The sequence below is a fragment of the Herbidospora yilanensis genome (assembly GCF_001570565.1).
Classification (GTDB): Bacteria; Actinomycetota; Actinomycetes; order Streptosporangiales; family Streptosporangiaceae; genus Herbidospora; species Herbidospora yilanensis.
On the sequence record NZ_BBXE01000022.1, the window covers coordinates 56,689 to 73,178 of the forward strand.

At 69.9% G+C, this 16,490-nt stretch carries 16 protein-coding genes; 2 read left to right on the forward strand and 14 right to left on the reverse strand.

Annotated elements, in window-relative coordinates; all coding sequences use genetic code 11:
• Positions 1–60 precede the first annotated feature (60 nt).
• Positions 61–1,347, reverse strand: a complete 1,287-nt coding sequence (locus tag AW273_RS16600; protein WP_062349230.1) for a carotenoid oxygenase family protein — start codon at positions 1,345–1,347, stop codon at positions 61–63.
• Positions 1,348–1,436: 89 nt separating this feature from the next.
• Here AW273_RS16600 and AW273_RS16605 point away from each other — a divergent pair, with 89 nt between their 5' ends.
• Positions 1,437–1,991 carry a PadR family transcriptional regulator gene (locus AW273_RS16605; protein WP_062349231.1) on the forward strand — a complete coding sequence of 185 codons (555 nt, stop codon included), beginning with the start codon at positions 1,437–1,439 and terminating at the stop codon, positions 1,989–1,991.
• 7 nt (positions 1,992–1,998) lie between these two features.
• Here the strand turns inward: AW273_RS16605 and AW273_RS16610 are convergent, their stop codons facing one another.
• Both AW273_RS16610 and AW273_RS16615 read right to left on the reverse strand, forming a co-directional pair.
• Entirely contained in the window at positions 1,999–3,132 is a 1,134-nt protein-coding gene (locus tag AW273_RS16610) for a hypothetical protein (RefSeq protein ID WP_062349232.1), read from the reverse strand.
• Between the two features lies 1 nt (position 3,133).
• Positions 3,134–3,622 (reverse strand): NUDIX domain-containing protein, encoded by a 489-nt coding sequence (locus AW273_RS16615; protein ID WP_198168183.1) that lies wholly within the window; start codon positions 3,620–3,622, stop codon positions 3,134–3,136.
• 88 nt (positions 3,623–3,710) lie between these two features.
• Here AW273_RS16615 and AW273_RS16620 point away from each other — a divergent pair, with 88 nt between their 5' ends.
• On the forward strand, positions 3,711–4,202 hold the full coding sequence (locus AW273_RS16620; protein WP_232327460.1) for a cadmium resistance transporter: 492 nt from the start codon (positions 3,711–3,713) through the stop codon (positions 4,200–4,202).
• Here AW273_RS16620 and AW273_RS16625 read toward each other — a convergent pair.
• The 11 genes from AW273_RS16625 to AW273_RS16675 form a co-directional block, all read right to left on the reverse strand.
• The gene (locus AW273_RS16625; RefSeq protein ID WP_062349234.1) at positions 4,180–4,512 is read right to left on the reverse strand and encodes a YnfA family protein; all 333 of its coding nucleotides are present in this window, start codon (positions 4,510–4,512) and stop codon (positions 4,180–4,182) included. The genes AW273_RS16620 and AW273_RS16625 overlap by 23 nt on opposite strands.
• Positions 4,513–4,526: 14 nt before the next feature.
• Complete coding sequence (locus tag AW273_RS16630) at positions 4,527–5,687, reverse strand: NAD-dependent formate dehydrogenase (protein WP_062349235.1); 1,161 nt, start codon at positions 5,685–5,687, stop codon at positions 4,527–4,529.
• Between the two features lie 99 nt (positions 5,688–5,786).
• Positions 5,787–6,716 (reverse strand): LysR family transcriptional regulator, encoded by a 930-nt coding sequence (locus tag AW273_RS16635; RefSeq protein WP_062349236.1) that lies wholly within the window; start codon positions 6,714–6,716, stop codon positions 5,787–5,789.
• Positions 6,717–6,783: 67 nt separating this feature from the next.
• Positions 6,784–8,259 carry an L-arabinose isomerase gene (araA, locus tag AW273_RS16640; RefSeq protein WP_062349237.1) on the reverse strand — a complete coding sequence of 492 codons (1,476 nt, stop codon included), beginning with the start codon at positions 8,257–8,259 and terminating at the stop codon, positions 6,784–6,786.
• Positions 8,256–8,903: an L-ribulose-5-phosphate 4-epimerase gene (locus AW273_RS16645; protein WP_062349238.1), complete on the reverse strand. Its 648-nt coding sequence runs from the start codon at positions 8,901–8,903 to the stop codon at positions 8,256–8,258. Before AW273_RS16645 ends, araA begins: the two co-directional genes overlap by 4 nt.
• Positions 8,900–10,501, reverse strand: coding sequence for a ribulokinase (araB, locus tag AW273_RS16650; protein WP_062349239.1), 1,602 nt, complete (start codon positions 10,499–10,501; stop codon positions 8,900–8,902). The genes AW273_RS16645 and araB overlap by 4 nt, the downstream gene beginning before the upstream one ends.
• Before the next feature lie 7 nt (positions 10,502–10,508).
• Positions 10,509–11,504 (reverse strand): galactofuranose ABC transporter, permease protein YjfF, encoded by a 996-nt coding sequence (gene yjfF / locus AW273_RS16655; protein WP_062337078.1) that lies wholly within the window; start codon positions 11,502–11,504, stop codon positions 10,509–10,511.
• Positions 11,501–12,532 (reverse strand): ABC transporter permease, encoded by a 1,032-nt coding sequence (locus AW273_RS16660; RefSeq protein WP_062349240.1) that lies wholly within the window; start codon positions 12,530–12,532, stop codon positions 11,501–11,503. The genes yjfF and AW273_RS16660 overlap by 4 nt, the downstream gene beginning before the upstream one ends.
• A complete protein-coding gene (locus AW273_RS16665; RefSeq protein WP_157555853.1) occupies positions 12,529–14,028 on the reverse strand; it encodes a sugar ABC transporter ATP-binding protein in 1,500 nt (499 codons plus the stop codon). Before AW273_RS16665 ends, AW273_RS16660 begins: the two co-directional genes overlap by 4 nt.
• A 62-nt stretch (positions 14,029–14,090) precedes the next feature.
• Positions 14,091–15,080 (reverse strand): ABC transporter substrate-binding protein, encoded by a 990-nt coding sequence (locus AW273_RS16670; protein WP_232327461.1) that lies wholly within the window; start codon positions 15,078–15,080, stop codon positions 14,091–14,093.
• Between the two features lie 134 nt (positions 15,081–15,214).
• Positions 15,215–16,408 (reverse strand): MFS transporter, encoded by a 1,194-nt coding sequence (locus tag AW273_RS16675; RefSeq protein ID WP_062349242.1) that lies wholly within the window; start codon positions 16,406–16,408, stop codon positions 15,215–15,217.
• Positions 16,409–16,490 lie beyond the last annotated feature (82 nt).

Here is a 16,490-nt window from a genome sequence, read left to right on the forward strand (position 1 = left end):
GCGGCTTCCGGCCTTTTTCTTTACGGCTCCCGCCAGATCCCTCGGCCGTCCACAAGAGGTCTAGTCGGCCAGCCAGTGGCCGTGGAAGCCGCGCGGCACCCGGCGCGGCAGGTGGACCGAGGCGACGTGGCCGAGGTCGTGGGCGTCGAGGACGAGCAGGTCGGAACCGCCCTCGGTGTTGACGATGGAGACGAGCCAGCCGTCGTCCTCCGCCTCGCCCCGGGGCACGAAGACCGCCTCGCCCGGACCGTCGGCCTCGTGGACGCGCACGGCGCCGGAGGTCAGGTCGTACTTGACGATCTCGCCGCCGGTCACCGCGTAGACGTAGCGGCCGTCGAGGCCCGTGCGGGCGTCGTTGATGGTCGGGAACTCGACGCGCCGGTCGTCGAGTTCCTCCTCCTTCGCGGTGGCGCCGGAGATCGTCCAGCGGTGCAGTCGTGAGCCGACCGTCTCGTAGGCGGGGTTGGCGGTCCCGCTGATGTGGCCCCACATGCCGGTGAAGGTCCCCGGTGAGTAGCGGACCGCGTCGACCACGATGTTCCCGGCGGCGTCCTCGCGGGCGTTGCCGACGTGGAAGACGTAGCAGGGGTCGACGTCGACCCAGGTCACCGGGCCGCCCGACTTGCGCATGTAGCCGATGCGGGCGCCGTAGTGGTCGTCCCAGCGGTAGGGCAGGCCCTGGCCCTTGAACGCCAGGTCGAGGTCGAACACGACCGGCAGGTCGAGCCAGACGACGTGATTCTCGGTGATCGCGAAGTCGTGCATCATGGTCGGCCCGGGGACGGGGATCTCCCGGCTTTCGACCAGGACGCCCTCCTTCGACAGGCGGTGGTAGGTCAGGTAGGGCGCGGAGAAGCCGTAGCCGAAGGAGAACAGGTCGCCGGTGATCGGGTCTTCCTTCGGGTGGGCCGTCATCGCCGTGGTCAGCCGGCCGCCGAAGTCGACCGGGCCCAGGGTGTCGAGTTCGGGGCTCATCTCGTAGGGAAGCCCGGCCTCCACCAGCGCGAAGATCCGGTCGGCGTGCCGGATGACGTTGGTGTTCGCCGGGACGGCGGCCAGGTCGAGCGCGCCCTCGTCGCCGACGAGCCGGGCGCCCTCGGTGAGGCGGGTGGTCTTGACCCAGCGGTTGCGATACCACTCGGCCCTGCCGTTCCTGAGCCGGACGCCGTGGATCATGCCGTCGCCGGCGAACCAGTGGCCGGGGTCCTGGCCGGGCAGCGGGTTGGGGCCGTTGCGGAAGTAGCGGCCGGTCAGCTCGGGCGGCAGCGTCCCGGTGACGGGAAGGTCGAACGCCTCGATCTCGTCGGGCACCGGTGCGAGGTGCCCTTCCAGGTAGCTCTTCGCCATGTCGCGCTCCTCTGACGTTCCAGTAGTGACATGTCGAAGGTAGACCTTCCATTCATGACATGTCAACGCATACAGGTAGAGTGCCGGACATGAGCCTGCGCCATGCCCTGCTCGGGCTGCTGTCCGAAGGTCCCGCCAGCGGTTATGACCTGCTGAAACTCTTCGAGAAGTCATTGGCCAACGTGTGGCCCGCCACGCAGAGCCAGCTCTATGGGGAACTCGGCCGCCTCGCCGACGCCGGACTGATCACGGTTCAGTCGGAGGGCGCCCGGGGGCGCAAGGAATACGCCGTCACCGACGCCGGGCGCGAAGAGCTGCGCCACTGGCTGCTCAACGTGAAGCCCACGCCGATCCGGCGCTACGACATGCTGCTGCGGGTCTTCTTCTTCGGCCAGATCTCCGCCGACGACGCCATCGCCTACCTGCGCGAACAGCAACAGGCGGCCGAGGCCGAGGCCGAGCGCCTGGCCGAGGTCGGCAAGATGATCGAGCCACACCAGGACAACTTCACGGTCTACGGGCGGCTGGCCCTCGAATGGGGCCTGCGCTCCAACCGCCTCCACCAGGAATGGGCCGAGTGGGCCATCGGCGAGGTCAGGGCCCACGACCCCGCGGCGAACACCGAGCCCTGCGACCCGAGCTGACCGGGCCTCAGCCCAGGATCCTGCGCAGACGGTCTCTGGCCGGGCCGCGCAGCCGCGACAACCAGCGGGTGAGCACCGTCTCGCCGAAGCCCTGGACCAGCACCTTCTCCTCATGGGGGGTCAGATCGCCCTCCAGGCGTTCCGCCACCGCCGGGAGCAGGTCGTCGGCGAACGGGGCCGCCGTGCGGAGCACCAGGTCGCGGCTGACGTTCTGCTCGACCCAGTCGGGCGGGGCGTTCACGAAACCGCCCAGCGGGCCGGCGATCATCCGCCGCAGCGCCGGGACACAACGCGGGTCGCCCTGCTTCACCAGCACGCACATCGCGATCTCGCCCAGGTCGGGGTCGTCGGCGAGTTCGGCCACCCGGTCGAGGTAGCCCGGTTCGTCGATCCAGGCCACGATGTTCCGCAGCGCCGCCTGCCGCACGCTGAAGTCGGGGTGGTCGGTCAGCGCGAGAACCAGCGGCCCCAGCGAGCGGCCGTGGTCGCTCTGCGCGGCCAGGCCGGCCGCCTCCCAGCAGCAGGCCGCCGGCGGGCGCTTGCGGCTGAGCAGGATGGTCAGCAGGCGGCCCAGCGCGTCGGGGCGGCAGCGCAGCCGCTCGCACACCACGCCGGTCACCGTGTCCCATTCGGGGTCCATCCAGGGCAGCCGCTCGGCGCAGTTCGCCACGCCGTCGTCGGCGCACAGGGCGAGCTGGGTGACCGACTCGCCGTCGGTCTCGCCGGCCCGGATCAGCAGCCCGAACGCCGCGCCGAAGCGCAGTTCCGGCTGCTCGGAGCGCAGATATCCCCGTACGAAGGGGACCTGGGCGGGGTGCCGCGACAACGCGACCAGGGTCGCCATGCCGGCGGCCATGTCGGGCTCGACCTCCATGTGGCCGCGCAACAACGGGCCGAGGGCGGGGTCGGGGGCGTACGAGAGCACGAAGGCCACCACCCGCCGCAGGCCGGGCGACGGGTGGTCGAGCAGGTCGACCAGCCGGGGCACGTCGCACGTCACGGCGGCCAGCCGCGCCGACCAGGCCCCGGAGGGGGAGGCGTCGACCTCGTCGGCGAGCCAGCGCAGGCCGGCCGCGCTCGCGGTGCCAGGTTCGTCGCCCGAGGTGCCGAAGTCACGGACGACGTCGTCGGCGGAGAACACGCTACGTCGCGGCGAAGTAGGCGGCCATGACCTGCGAGTGCAGGGGGAACGCCAGCTCTTGTGGCTCCTTCACGACCAGCCACTCGGAGGTCTCCGGAGTGGGAGTGAACACCGGGAGGTCCGTGCTCGACAGGGCGGGGCCCCGGCCGAAGACGAGAACCGTGCCGTCGGGGGCGCTGAGCACGTCGAACAGCGTCACGTCGGCGGCGGAGACCTCGATGCCGGTCTCCTCGAAGAGCTCACGCGCGGCGGCCTGCTGCCACGACTCGCCGATGTCGACGAAGCCGCCCGGGAGGGCGAGCCGCCCGAGCCGGGGTTCGATCGCCCGCCGGACGACGAGCAGGCCCTCGTCGACCGGCAGCACCATGACGGCCACCGGCAGCGGGTTCTGGTAGGAGGTGTTGCCGCAGGCGGCGCAGAGGCGGGGCCAGGGCTGGTCGAGCGCGTAGGAGGCGCCGCAGAAGGTGCAGTGTGAGTTCCGGATCGCCACGTGCTGAGCGTATCCGGAAAAGGTGCAGGATAGCCGGGTGAACGCGGGCACCGTCGGCCAGGCCATCGGCCTTTTCGCCATTACGAATGTGGATGATCTCGTACTGATCGCCCTCTTCTTTACCCAGACCACGGCACTGCGCATCGTTCTGGGGCAATACCTCGGATTCGCCGCGATCCTCGCGGTCTCCGTCGTGGTCTCCCTCGGCGCGGCGGCGCTGCCCGACGGGATGATCAGATGGCTCGGGTTGATCCCGCTCGCGCTGGGTCTCAAGGCCCTGTGGGAGCTCAGGAACAACGACGACTCCCCAGAAAAGGCCCCTACCGGCATCCTCGCCATCGCCGGCATCACCTTCGCCAACGGCGGCGACAACATCGGCGTGTACGTCCCTGTCTTCGCCACCCAGGGTGTCGTCGTCTACGTGGTCGTCTTCCTGGTCATGGTGGGCGTGCTCTGCCTGGCCGGCCGGTTCCTGGCCACCCGGCCCGTCGTCGCGAAGGCGCTGGCCCGGTGGGGGCACGTGCTCTTCCCGATCGTGCTCATCGGGATCGGGATCCTCATCCTCGTGGCGCATACATGATGACCAGCACCCCGAGCAGGCAGATCCCGGCCCCGATCAGGTCCCACCGGTCGGGCCGGAAGCCGTCGAAGACGATGCCCCACACCAGCGACCCGGCCACGAACACCCCGCCGTAGGCGGCCAGGATCCGGCCGAACTCGGCCGAGGGCTGGAGCGTCGCGACGAACCCGTAGACCCCCAGCGCGATCACTCCGGCCCCGGCCCAGACGAGCCCGCGGTCTTCCCGCACGCCCTGCCAGACCAGCCACGCGCCGCCGATCTCGGCCACGGCGGCGAGGGCGAACAGCACCAGGGAACGAACGATCGTCACCCCGGTGACTGTAGCTACTTCTTGGTCGAGTACGAGTGGGCGCCCACCCCCGCGAGATGCCCGCCCGCCATGATCAGGTACTCCTCGCGGATCGGGCGGCCCTCGAAGAAGCACTCCAGGATCTCCCGGGTGCCCGCCGCGTAGCGGGTCTGGGCCGTCAGGGAGGAGCCCGACATGTGCGGCGTCATCCCGTGGTGGGGCATGGTGCGCCACGGGTGGTCGGGCGGGGCCGGTTGCGGGTACCACACGTCGCCCGCGTAACCGGCGAGCCGGCCGCTCTGGAGGGCCCGCACGATCGCGTCACGGTCGGCGATCTGGCCCCGGGCGGTGTTGATCAGGTAGGCCCCCCGCTTCATGGTGGACAGCAGCTCCTCGCCGAACAGGCCCTCGGTCTCCGGGTGGAGCGGCGCGTTGATCGTGACGACGTCGCACACCGGGACCATGTCGGCGGCGCTCTCGTGCCAGGTCAGGTTCAGGCTCTCCTCGACCTCGCGCGGCAGCCGGTGACGGTCGGTGTAGTGGAGGTGGACGTCGAACGGCGCCAGCCGCTTCAGCACGGCCAGCCCGATGCGGCCCGCCGCGACGGTCCCGACGTGCATGCCTTCGAGGTCGTACGACCGCTTGACGACGTCGGCGATGTTCCAGCCGCCCTCCTTGACGACCTCCCACGCGGGCAGGTAGTCGCGGACCAGCGACAGGATCATCATCACGACGTGTTCGGAGACGCTGATGCTGTTGGAGTAGGTGATCTCGGCGACCGTGACGCCCTTCTCCGCCGCCGCGTCGAGGTCGATGTGGTCGGAGCCGATGCCGGCGGTGATGATCAGTTTGAGGTTCCGGGCCTTCTCGAACCGCTCCGGCGTCATGTACGCCGGCCAGAACGGCTGCGAGATCACGATGTCGGCGTCCGGCAGCTCGCGGTCGAACACCGAGTCGACGCCGTCCTTGTCGGAGGTGATGACCAGCGTGTGGCCGTTGTCCTCCAGGAAGTTGCGCAGCCCCAGCTCCCCCGACACGCTGCCGAGCAGCACGCCCGGGGGGAAGTCGATGCCCGACGGGGTCGGCAGGGTCTGCCCGTCCGGATAGTGGGTCAACTGCGGCAACGCGTCGCGCGCGTACTCCTTCGGATAGCCGTCGGTCGGGTCGTCGTAGAGCACACACAGGACCTTGGCCATGGGTATCGCCTCTCGTCCGCCACGATGGTGTCTAAGGCCAGCCTTCAAGAGGCCCCGTAGCAGGTCAAAGCGTATGTCGCTATCGCCGATAGGCGTCGCCTATCGGCCCAGGTGACCCCGCAGGGTGGTGTCGAGGGCCGCGCGGAGATCGAGACCTCGGGCGACGTCGAGCAGCGCCCGGACCACCACCGGCTCCGGCGACCGCTCGGCGGTGACCAGGCCGATCCGGGGTGAACGCGGCGGAGTCTCCATCGGGATGATCCGCATGCCGTCGGGCACGCCGATCATGTGCAGCCACGCGTGGGCGATCACGCTCGACCAGCGGTGGGTGGCGACGTGCGCGAACAGCGCCGACACGCTGTCGGTCTCGATCGCCGGGACCACCGCCGCCCCCGCGTCGTGGAACAGGCCGTCGAGGATGCGGCGGTTGCGCATCTCCTGGCCGAGCAGGCAGAGCGGCAGCGCCGCCACCTCGGTCCAGCGGACCCTCGGGCGGTCGGCCAGTTCGCCGTCGTCGGGGGTGAGCAGCAGGTAGCGCTCCTCGTAGAGCGGGATGGCCCGCTCGCCGTCCTCGCCGTCCTCGCCGTCGAGGTAGGTGAGCGCGGCGTCGATCTCGAAGTCGGTCAGCCGCCGGTGGATCTCCCGCGACGACAGGCTGCTCAGGGAGATGCGGGCGCGCGGGTGGCGTGCGCAGAAAGGGGTGGTGAGCAGGGACGCGGTCGCGAGCGCGGTGGGGATGGCGCCGAGCCGGAGCGTGCCAGAGACGCCGGCCCGCATCTGGTCGAGGTCGTCGCGCAGCCCGTCGAGGTCGGCGAGGATGCGGTGGGCCCACAGGAGCACCCGCTCGCCCTCTTCGGTCAGGCTGGTGAACCGGCGGCCCCTTCTGACCAGGGTGACGTCGAGGTCGGTCTCCAGGCGGCGGATGCCCGCCGACAACGAGGGCTGGGAGACGTGGCACGCCTCGGCGGCGCGGGCGAAGTGGCGCTCGCGGGCCAGCGCGACGAGATATTCCAGCTCGCGGAGCAGCATGCCCCCAACCTAAGCCGCCAGGCCGACACGATCGTCGACCTGGCGGGCCGCCGTGCGGGAGTCGTTGTCAGAATCCCTGCGACAGGCGGTAGTAGGCCTGGTTCCAGCGCAGTTCCTTGGCGAACTGGCGGGTGGTGGTGTCCGCGTCGATCAGGAGGAGCTCCACGCCGAGCATGTCGGCGAAGTCGTGCAGTTCCTCCGCGCCGACCGCAGCCGACAACACCGTGTGGTGCGGCGCCCCGGCGGTCAGCCACGACTCCGAGGAGGTGCGCAGGTCGGGGCGGGGCTTCCAGACGGCGCGGGCGACCGGGAGGTTGGGCAGCGCCTCCAGCGGCTCGACCACGTCGATCTCGTTGGCGATCAGGCGGAAGCGCTCGCCCATGTCGGCCAGGCCGATGACGACCGCCGGGCCGGGGGCCGCGTCGAAGACCAGGCGGACCGGGTCCTCCCTGCCGCCGATGCCGAGCGGGTGGATCTCGCACGACGGCTTCCCGGCGGCGATGCTCGGGCAGACCTCCAGCATGTGGGCGCCGAGGATGAGCTCCTCGTTCGGCGTCAGGTGGTAGGTGTAGTCCTCCATGAACGAGGTACCGCCCCCGGGCACCATCGCCTTCAGCGTCCTGAGCAACACCGAGGTCTTCCAGTCGCCCTCGCCGCCGAAGCCGTAGCCGTCGGCCATCAGGCGCTGCACCGCCAGGCCGGGGAGCTGGCGCAGGCCGCCGAGGTCCTCGAAGTTGGTGGTGAACGCCTTGAAGCCGCCCTCGGTCAGAAAGGTGCGCAGGCCGAGCTCGATGCGGGCCGCGTAGCGCAGCGACTCGTGCCGGGCGCCCTCGCTGCGCAGTTCGGCGGCGACGTCGTAGAGCTCCTCGTACTCCTTCACCAGGGCGGTCACGTCGGCGTCGGCCTGGGCGTCGACCACCGCGACCAGGTCGTTCACGCCGTAGGTGTTGACCGAGACGCGGAAGCGGGGCTGGCCCTCGACCTTGTCGCCCTCGGTCACCGCCACGTCGCGCATGTTGTCGCCGAAGCGGGCGAGCTTCAGCGAGCCGACCTCGGCCCGGCCGGCCGCCGCGCGTGCCCACGCCGAGATCCGCTCGGCCACCGCCGGGTCGGAGACGTGACCGGTCACGGTCTTGCGGGCCACCCCCAGGCGCGACTGCACGTAGCCGAACTCGCGGTCGCCGTGGGCGGCCTGGTTCAGGTTCATGAAGTCCATGTCGATGGTCGCCCACGGCAGCTCGCGGTTGGCCTGCGTGTGCAGGTGCAGCAGCGGCTTGCGCAGGGCGTCCAGGCCGGCGATCCACATCTTCGCGGGGGAGAAGGTGTGCATCCACGCGATGACGCCGCCGCACTCGTCGTCGGCGTTGGCGGCGAGCATCACGTTGCGGATGGACGTCGCGTCGAGGAGGACCGGCTTCCACTCCAGATCGAACGGCAGGGCGTGGCCCAACTCGGTCGCGATCGCCCGCGACTGGTCGGCGACCTGGGCAAGCGTCTCGTCTCCGTAGAGGGACTGGCTGCCGGTCAGGAACCACAGTTTCACTTGGAACTCCTCTGTCCGTAGACGTTCTGGTAGCGGTCGTACAGAGCGTCGATGTGTTTCGGCTCGATGGGGATGACGGAGCCGAGCTGGCGGGCGACGTGCACGGTCCGGGCGACGTCCTCGCACATCACGGCCGCCTTGACGGCGGCCTTGGGGGTGGCGCCGATGGTGAAGACCCCGTGGTTCTGCATCAGGACCGCCGGGGAGCGGTGGCCCTTCAGGGTGTCGACGAGGCCGCGGCCGATGTCGTCGCCGCCGATCAGCGCGAACGGGCCGATGGGGATCTCGCCGCCGAACTCGTCGGCCATCGCCGTCAGCACACACGGGATCGCCTCGCCGCGCGCGGCCCAGGCGGAGGCGTAGGTCGAGTGGGTGTGGACGACGCCGCCGACCTCGGGCATGTGCCGGTAGATGTAGGCGTGCGCGGCGGTGTCGCTGGAGGGCGCGTAGTCGCCCTCGACCAGGTTGCCGTCGAGGTCGCAGACGACCATCGAGTCGGGGGTCAGGTCGTCGTAGGAGACGCCGCTGGGCTTGATGACGAACAGGTCCTCGCCCGGGATCCGGCCGGAGACGTTGCCCGCCGTCCAGGCCACCAGGCCATACCTGACCAGTTCCGAATGCAGGGCGCAGACGGTCTTCTTCACTTGGACGCCTCGTTCCGGATCGCGCGCAGCCGGTGGAGCACGGCCCCGTCGGCGAAGTGGTCGTGCAGGGCGCGGTATTCGGCGTAGAGCCGGTCGTAGGCCGCGGCCCGCTCGGGATCGGGGGTGTACGCGTCCGCGATCCGCTTGCCCATCGCCGCCGCCGCGGAGGGGATGTCGGGGTAGGCCCCGGCCGCCACCGCGGCGTGGATGGCCGAGCCCAGCGCCGGTCCCTGGTCGGAGTCGATCACCGACAGCGGCTTGCGCAGCACGTCGGCGTAGGTCTGCATGAGGAAGGTGTTCTTCAGCAGGCCGCCGGCGACCACGAGTTCGTCGACCGGCACGCCGGACGCCTCGAAGGTCTCCACGATGACGCGGCAGCCGAACGCGGTCGACTCCAGCAGCGCCCGGTAGACGTCTTCCGGCTTGGTGGACAACGTCTGACCCACGACCACTCCCGAAAGATCGTGGTCGACGAGGACCGACCGGTTGCCGCCGAACCAGTCGAGCGCGACCAGTCCGTGGGCGCCGACGGCCTGCCCGGCCGCCAGCGACGTCAGATGCTCGTGGACCGAGACGCCCGCCGCGGCGGCGTCGGCCGCGTAGGAGGCCGGCACGTTGTTGTCGACGAACCAGGCGAAGATGTCGCCGACGGCCGACTGCCCGGCCTCGTAGCCCCACAGGCCTGGAACGATCCCGTCGCGCACCACGCCGCACATGCCGGGGACCTCGGCCAGGTTCTCCCCGTTCATGACCAGGCACGTCGAGGTGCCCATGATCGCGACCATCTGGCCGGGCCGCACCGCGTCGGCCGCGGCGGCCGTCACGTGGGCGTCGACGTTGCCGACCGCGACCGCGATGCCCTCGGGCAGCCCGGTCCACTCGGCGCCCTTGGCCGACAACGACCCCGCCCGACCACCCAGCGGCGCCAGTTCGGAGCCGAGCTTGGCGGTGAAGCCGGCGAACCCGGGGTTCAGCGCGGCCAGGAACTCCTCGGAGGGGTAGGCGCCGTCCTGGTGGATGGCCTTGTATCCGGCGGTGCAGACGTTGCGGGTCTCGACGCCGCTGAGCTCCCAGATGATCCAGTCGGCCGCCTCGATCCAGCGGTCGGCCAGCGCGTAGAGCTCCGGGTCCTCTTCGAGGAGCTGGAGGCCCTTGGCGAACGCCCACTCCGAGGAGATCTTCCCGCCGTACCGGGGCAACCACGGCTCGCCGCGTTCGGCGGCCAGCTCGTTGATCCGGTCGGCGTGGGACTGCGCCGCGTGGTGCTTCCACAACTTGGGCCACGCGTGCGGCCGGTCCGGGAACCGGTCGCTGAGCGGGGTCCCGTCGGCCAGGGCGGGCAGGATCGTGCAGGCGGTGAAGTCGGTGGCGATGCCGATCACCTCCGACGGCGCCACCCCGGCCGACTCGACCGCCTTGGGCACGGCGATGCGCAGCACGTCGCGCCAGTCGTCGGGCGACTGGAGCGCCCAGTCGGGGGTGGGGCCGGAGATCACCCCCTGGGCGTATTCATGGACGGCGGAGCCGAGTTCGGCCCCGTCCCGGACCCGGACCACGACGGCCCGGCCGGAAAGGGTGCCGTAGTCGACTCCCACCACATAACTGTCATCGTTCACGCGAGACTCCTGTCGTCACAATGAGGCGCTGGAGAAGGATGAAGACCAGGAGCAGGAGACCGATAACGATCTTGGTCCACCACGAGCTGAGGGTGCCCTCGAAGCTGATGACCGTCTGGATCAGGCCCAGCACGAGCACACCGAGAACCGTTCCGAGCAGGTAGCCCGAGCCGCCGGTCAGCAGCGTGCCGCCGATGACGACCGCCGCGATGGCGTCGAGCTCCATGCCGACGGCGTGCAGGCCGTAGCCCGAGAGCATGTAGAACGAGAGCAGCAGGCCGCCGAGCGCGGAGCACAGGCCGCTGACGGTGTAGACGGCGATCTTGGTCCGGGCCACCGGAAGACCCATGAGCAGCGCCGACTGCTCGTTGCCGCCGACCGCGTAGACGTTCCTCCCCAGCCGCGTGTAGTGCAGCGTGTACGTCGCCACGAGCACCACCGCCAGCGCGATCAGCACCGTGGGGGAGATCCAGAGCTCGGGGGCGAGGTCGATGCGCGTCTGCGCGATGGCCGTGAAGGTCGGGTCGGTGATGGGGATCGAGTCGGTGCCGATCGTGTAGCACAGGCCCCGGGCCAGGAACATCCCGGCGAGGGTCACGATGAACGGCTGGATCTCGAAGTAGTGGATGATCGCGCCCATCGCCGCGCCCAGCACCCCGCCGATCGCCAGGACCAGCAGGATCACCAGGAAGGACGGTGTCGACGGCAGCAGGGAGGCCGCGATCATCGTGGTCAGCGCCACCACCGAGCCGACCGACAGGTCGATGCCCCCGGTGAGGATGACGAAGGTCATGCCCACGGCCACGACCAGCAGGAACGCGTTGTCGATGAAGACGTTCAGGATGATCTGGCCGGTCGCGAAGCCCTCATAGCGGATCCCGCCGGCGGTGAACATCGCGATGAACAGCGCCCCGGTGACCAGGACGGGCAGGTAGTTGCGCGGCAGCCGGCCGGGCAACTGGCGGGGGAGTGCCAGGGTTTTCACGTGCGGACCGTCACTTTCTCCCCGGCGGGCACCGTCGGCGGGGCCGGTTTTCTACGGGATCGGAAGACCTTGGCCCGGAACGCCGGCGACTGGAGCAGGCAGACGATCGTCACGACGAGCGCCTTGAACAGCAGCGTCGTCTCCGGCGGCACGCCGATGGAGTAGATCGTCGTGGTCAGGGTCTGGATGATGAGGGCGCCCAGCACCGTGCCGCCGAGGGAGAACCGGCCGCCGGCCAGCGAGGTGCCGCCGATGACGACGGCGAGGATGGCGTCGAGCTCGATCCACAGGCCGGCGTTGTTGCCGTCGGCGCTGGACACGTTGGAGCTGATCATCAGGCCGGCGATGCCGGCGCAGAGGGCGCAGAAGGCGTACACGACGATCAGCAGGCCGCGGGCCCGGATGCCGGACAGGCGGCTCGCCTCGGCGTTGCCGCCGACCGACTCGATCAGCAGGCCGAGGGCCAGCCGGCGGGTGACGAACGCGATCAGCGCCAGCACGACGGCCACGATGATGATGCCGAACGGCAGGGTCAGCCAGTAGCCGCCGCCGACGAGCTTGTAGGGGGCGCTGTTGATCGTGATGATCTGGCCGTCGGTGATGAGCTGGGCCAGTCCGCGCCCGGCGACCATCAGGATCAGCGTCGCGATGATCGGCTGGATGCCGACGATCGCGACCAGGAAGCCGTTGCCGATGCCCAGCGCCACGGCCAGGCCGAGGGCGATGCCGATCGCGCCGAGCACGCCGCCGATCGAGTCCTGCGACGGGAGGGTGCTGATCTGCAGGCACGCCATCGCGCCGGCGATGGCCACCACCGAGCCCACCGACAGGTCGATGCCCTTGGTCGCGATGACCAGCGTCATGCCCAGGGCGACCAGGATGAGCGGGGCGCCGAACCGGAAGATGTCGATCAGGCTGCCGTAGAGGTGGCCGTCCTTGATCTCGATCTGGAAGAAGTGGTCGGTGAAGATCAGGTTGACCAGGAGGAGGGCGGCCAGGATGCCCGCCGGCCAGGCGAGGCGCTTCATTTGGCTCCCCCGCTCGCGATCGTCTCCATGAGCACGTCCGTCGTCAGGGTGTCGTCGTTGGGCAACTCGGCGACCAGCCGCCGGTCCCGGAGCACGGCGACCTTGTGGCTGAGCCGGAGCACCTCGTCGAGTTCGGCGGAGATGAATAGGACCGCCATGCCGCCGTCGGAGAGCTCGACGACCAGCTTCTGGATCTCGGCCTTGGCGCCGACGTCGATGCCCCGGGTGGGTTCGTCGAGGATGAGCAGGCGCGGTTCGAGGATGAGCCAGCGGGCCAGCAGCACCTTCTGCTGGTTGCCGCCGGACAGGTTCCTGATGAGCATCTCCGGGTTGTCCGGGCGGATGTTCAGCGCCTTGATGTACTTGGCGACCAGTTCGTCCTGCTTCTTGCGCGGCACCGGGCGGCTCCAGCCGCGGCGGGCCTGCAGGGCCAGGATGAGGTTCTCCCGTACGGTCAGCTCCGGGATCAGGCCCTCTTCGCGCCGGTTCTCCGAGCAGAACGCCACGCCCCGGGCCATCGCGGCGCGCGGGGTGCGCAGGGTGACCTGGTCGCCGCCGATGCGCAGGGTGCCGGTCGCGGCGTGGTCGGCGCCGAACAGCAGCCGGGCGATCTCGGTGCGGCCCGAGCCGAGCAGCCCGGCGAGGCCCACGACCTCGCCCTCGCGGATGGTCAGCGAGAAGGGGGCCACCCTGCCGCCGAGTTCGGCGGCCTCCACGAGCGTGTCGGAGGTGCGGGCCGGCGGCCGGTCGTCGAGGCGCTCCAGCTCGGCCAGCTCGCGGCCGATCATCTTGCCGACCAGTTCGACCTGGGGGAGTTCGGCGGTGACGTACTCGCCGACGAGGCGGCCGTTGCGCAGGATCGTCATGCGGTCGGCGATCTCGTAGATCTGGTCGAGGAAGTGCGACACGAACAGGATCGCGATGCCCTGCTCCTTCAGGCGGCGCATCACCCGGAAGAGCTGCGCGACCTCGCCGGCGTCGAGGGAGGACGTCGGCTCGTCGAGGATCAGCACCCGGGCGTCCACGTCGATGGCCCGCGCGATGGCGACCATCTGCTGGATCGCCAGCGAGTAGTGGCTCAGCGGCTTGGCGACGTCGATCGCCAGGTCGAGCCGGGTGAGCAGGTCCGCGGCCCGGCGGCGCATCTCGCGCCAGCGGATCCGGCCGAACCGGCGGGGTTCGCGCCCGATGAAGACGTTCTCGGCGACCGACAGGTTCGGGCAGAGGTTGACCTCCTGGTAGACCGTGCTGATGCCGGCCTTCTGGGCCTCCAGCGGGCCGGTGAAGGCCACTCGCTCGCCGGCCAGCTCGATCTCTCCGCTGTCGATCGAGTAGACCCCGGTCAGCACCTTGATCAGGGTCGACTTCCCGGCCCCGTTCTCGCCCATGAGGGCGTGCACCTCGCCGGGCAGCAGCCGGAAGTCCACGCCGTCCAGGGCCCGGACGCCCGGGAACTCCTTGCCGATCCCGGTCATCCGCAGGATCGCTTCAGCCATGCGCATTTCCTTCGATTGGAAAAGGGGCCGCCCCGATCTCAGGGCGGGACGGCCCCCGGCTCCTAGTACTGGCGGGTCGGCAGGGCCTGCTTGGCCTGCTCCTGGGTGAAGGTGGTCTCCTCGGTGACGACCCGCTCGGGCACCGTCTCACCGGCGAGGACCTTCTTGGCCAGGTCCATCAGCTGCGGGCCGAGCAGCGGGGAGCACTCGACGATGTAGTTGATCTTTCCGTCGGCGAGCGCCTGCATGCCGTCCTTGACGGCGTCGACCGTGATGATCTTGATGTCCTTGCCGGGCACCTTGCCCGCGCCCTCGATCGCCTCGATGGCGCCCAGGCCCATGTCGTCGTTGTGCGCGTAGAGCACGTCGATGTCCGGGTTGGCCTTCAGGAAGGCGTCCATGACCTCCTTGCCCTTGGCGCGGGTGAAGTCGCCGCTCTGGGAGGCGATCACCTTGAACTTGGGGTCGGCGCCGATGACCTCGGCGAAGCCCGCCTTGCGGTCGTTGGCGGGGGCCGAGCCGGTGGTGCCCTGGAGCTCGACGATGTTCACGTCGCCGGTCTCGGAGGCGTACTGCTCGACCAGCCACTGGCCGGCCTTCTTGCCCTCTTCGACGAAGTCGGACCCGAGGAAGGTCTTGTACAGCGTCTTGTCGGCCGAGTCGACCGCGCGGTCGGTCAGGATGACCGGGATGTTCGCGGCCTTGGCCTCCTGGAGCACCGTGTCCCAGCCCGACTCGACCACCGGCGAGAAGGCGATGACGTCGACCTTCTGCTGGATGTACGACCGGATCGCCTTGATCTGGTTCTCCTGCTTCTGCTGCGCGTCGGAGAACTTGAGGTCGATCCCGGCCGCCTTGGCCGACTCCTGCACCGACTTGGTGTTGGCGGTACGCCAGCCACTCTCGGCGCCCACCTGGGCGAAGCCCATGGTGATCGTCGAGTCGCCGCCACCGCTGGCGGGGGCGCCGCCCTCGGCCGTCGTCTCACTGCCGCCGCCACACGCGGTCGCGAGCACGCCGACCGCCATCAGAGCCATGATCTTCTTGAACAAGGCCAAGTCCCTTCCGTATTTGTTAGCGCTCACACAATTTGCCCGGCCGGGAATCAGAGTGAAGCTTGGTCTGCCGTGTCGACTGTGAGCGTTAACATAGACGAGCGTCAAGAGTCCGCCTCGTCACGGTACGGTCACATGCGCCCAACCGACTTGTGAGTCATGGCGCCGTACGCGAGAGAGACCACGACGACCAGCACGGGAAAGGCGATCCCGGCCAGGAGCCCGGTGCTCAGCCCGCCGCCGGTCGCGTCCGCCACGGCGCCCGTGGTCCACGGGCCGACCGCCGCGCCGAGGTCGCCGAAGACGGCCAGCACGCCGAACATCGCCGCGCCGCCGAGCGGGAACCGCGCCGACGCGAGACTGAACGTGCCCGGCCAGAGGAGACTCACCGCGAACCCGCACAACGCGCAGCCCACGAAGGCCAGCACGGGGTTGGCCGACAGGCTCGCGAGCAGGTAGCAGAGCGTCGCCAGCGCGCCCGAGAAGACCATCGCCGGCACCAGGGGGATCTTCTCCCCGAACAGCCCGTAGACGATGCGCCCGATGCCCATCAGCACCGCGAAGAGGCACGGCCCGGCCAGGTCGCCCCAGACCTTCGAGGCCCCGAGCCCTTCCTCGGCGAACAACGACGACCACTGCGACATCGTCAGCTCCGACGCGCCCGCCGCCAGCATCAGCACCATCGCGGCGACGAACGCGGGCGTCCGGAACAGCGACGCCAATGACGTCCGGTGCGCGTCGGGCACGGTCTCGGGCATCGGCACCCGCAGGAACGCCACCAGGTTCGCCAGCGGCACCAGCGCCCAGATCAGCGGCAGCACGTACCAGGCCTCGCGGCCGATCCCGGCCAGCAGCAGCGTCGACCCGGCGACCACCGCGACCTGCCCCCAGCAGTAGAACGAGTGCAGCAGGCTCATCGCCGCCGCCTTGCCCTCCTGCGGCGCGGGCAGCGCGTCGACGACCGGGCTGACCAGCACCTCCAGCAGCCCGCCGCCGATGGCGTAGACGACCACCGCGACGCACAACCCGATGTAGGGCGTCGGCGCGACGAACGGCGCCACCGCGAGCAGCACCAGCCCGGCCGCCGACATCACGTGGGCCAGCACGAGCGGCCCCCGGTAGCCGAGCCGGTCGACGTAGCGCACCGCGATGATGTCGGTCAGGAGCTGGGCGCCGAAGTTCAGCAGCACCAGACGTCCGAGCATTTCCAGCGGCAGCCCGTAGGCGGTCTGGAACACGATGAACAGCAGAGGGGCGAGGTTGTTCACGATGGCTTGGGTGACGTAGCCGGTGTAGCAGGCCCAGCGCGTAGCCGTATAGGACACCCGAAACCCCCCGAAGGCGACAGAAATCACCCGATGTTAGTGGAAGGTTCCGGGTACGCAGAAGGGCCGCGCACCCCCGAAG

Coding starts and splice junctions, on each gene's coding strand:
- AW273_RS16635 (WP_062349236.1), bottom strand. CDS start 6,716: ATGCTGCTCCGCGAGCTGGAATATCTCGTCGCGCTGGCCCGCGAGCGC.
- AW273_RS16665 (WP_157555853.1), bottom strand. CDS start 14,028: ATGGCTGAAGCGATCCTGCGGATGACCGGGATCGGCAAGGAGTTCCCG.
- AW273_RS16660 (WP_062349240.1), bottom strand. CDS start 12,532: ATGAAGCGCCTCGCCTGGCCGGCGGGCATCCTGGCCGCCCTCCTCCTG.
- AW273_RS16605 (WP_062349231.1), top strand. CDS start 1,437: ATGAGCCTGCGCCATGCCCTGCTCGGGCTGCTGTCCGAAGGTCCCGCC.
- AW273_RS16630 (WP_062349235.1), bottom strand. CDS start 5,687: ATGGCCAAGGTCCTGTGTGTGCTCTACGACGACCCGACCGACGGCTAT.
- AW273_RS16600 (WP_062349230.1), bottom strand. CDS start 1,347: ATGGCGAAGAGCTACCTGGAAGGGCACCTCGCACCGGTGCCCGACGAG.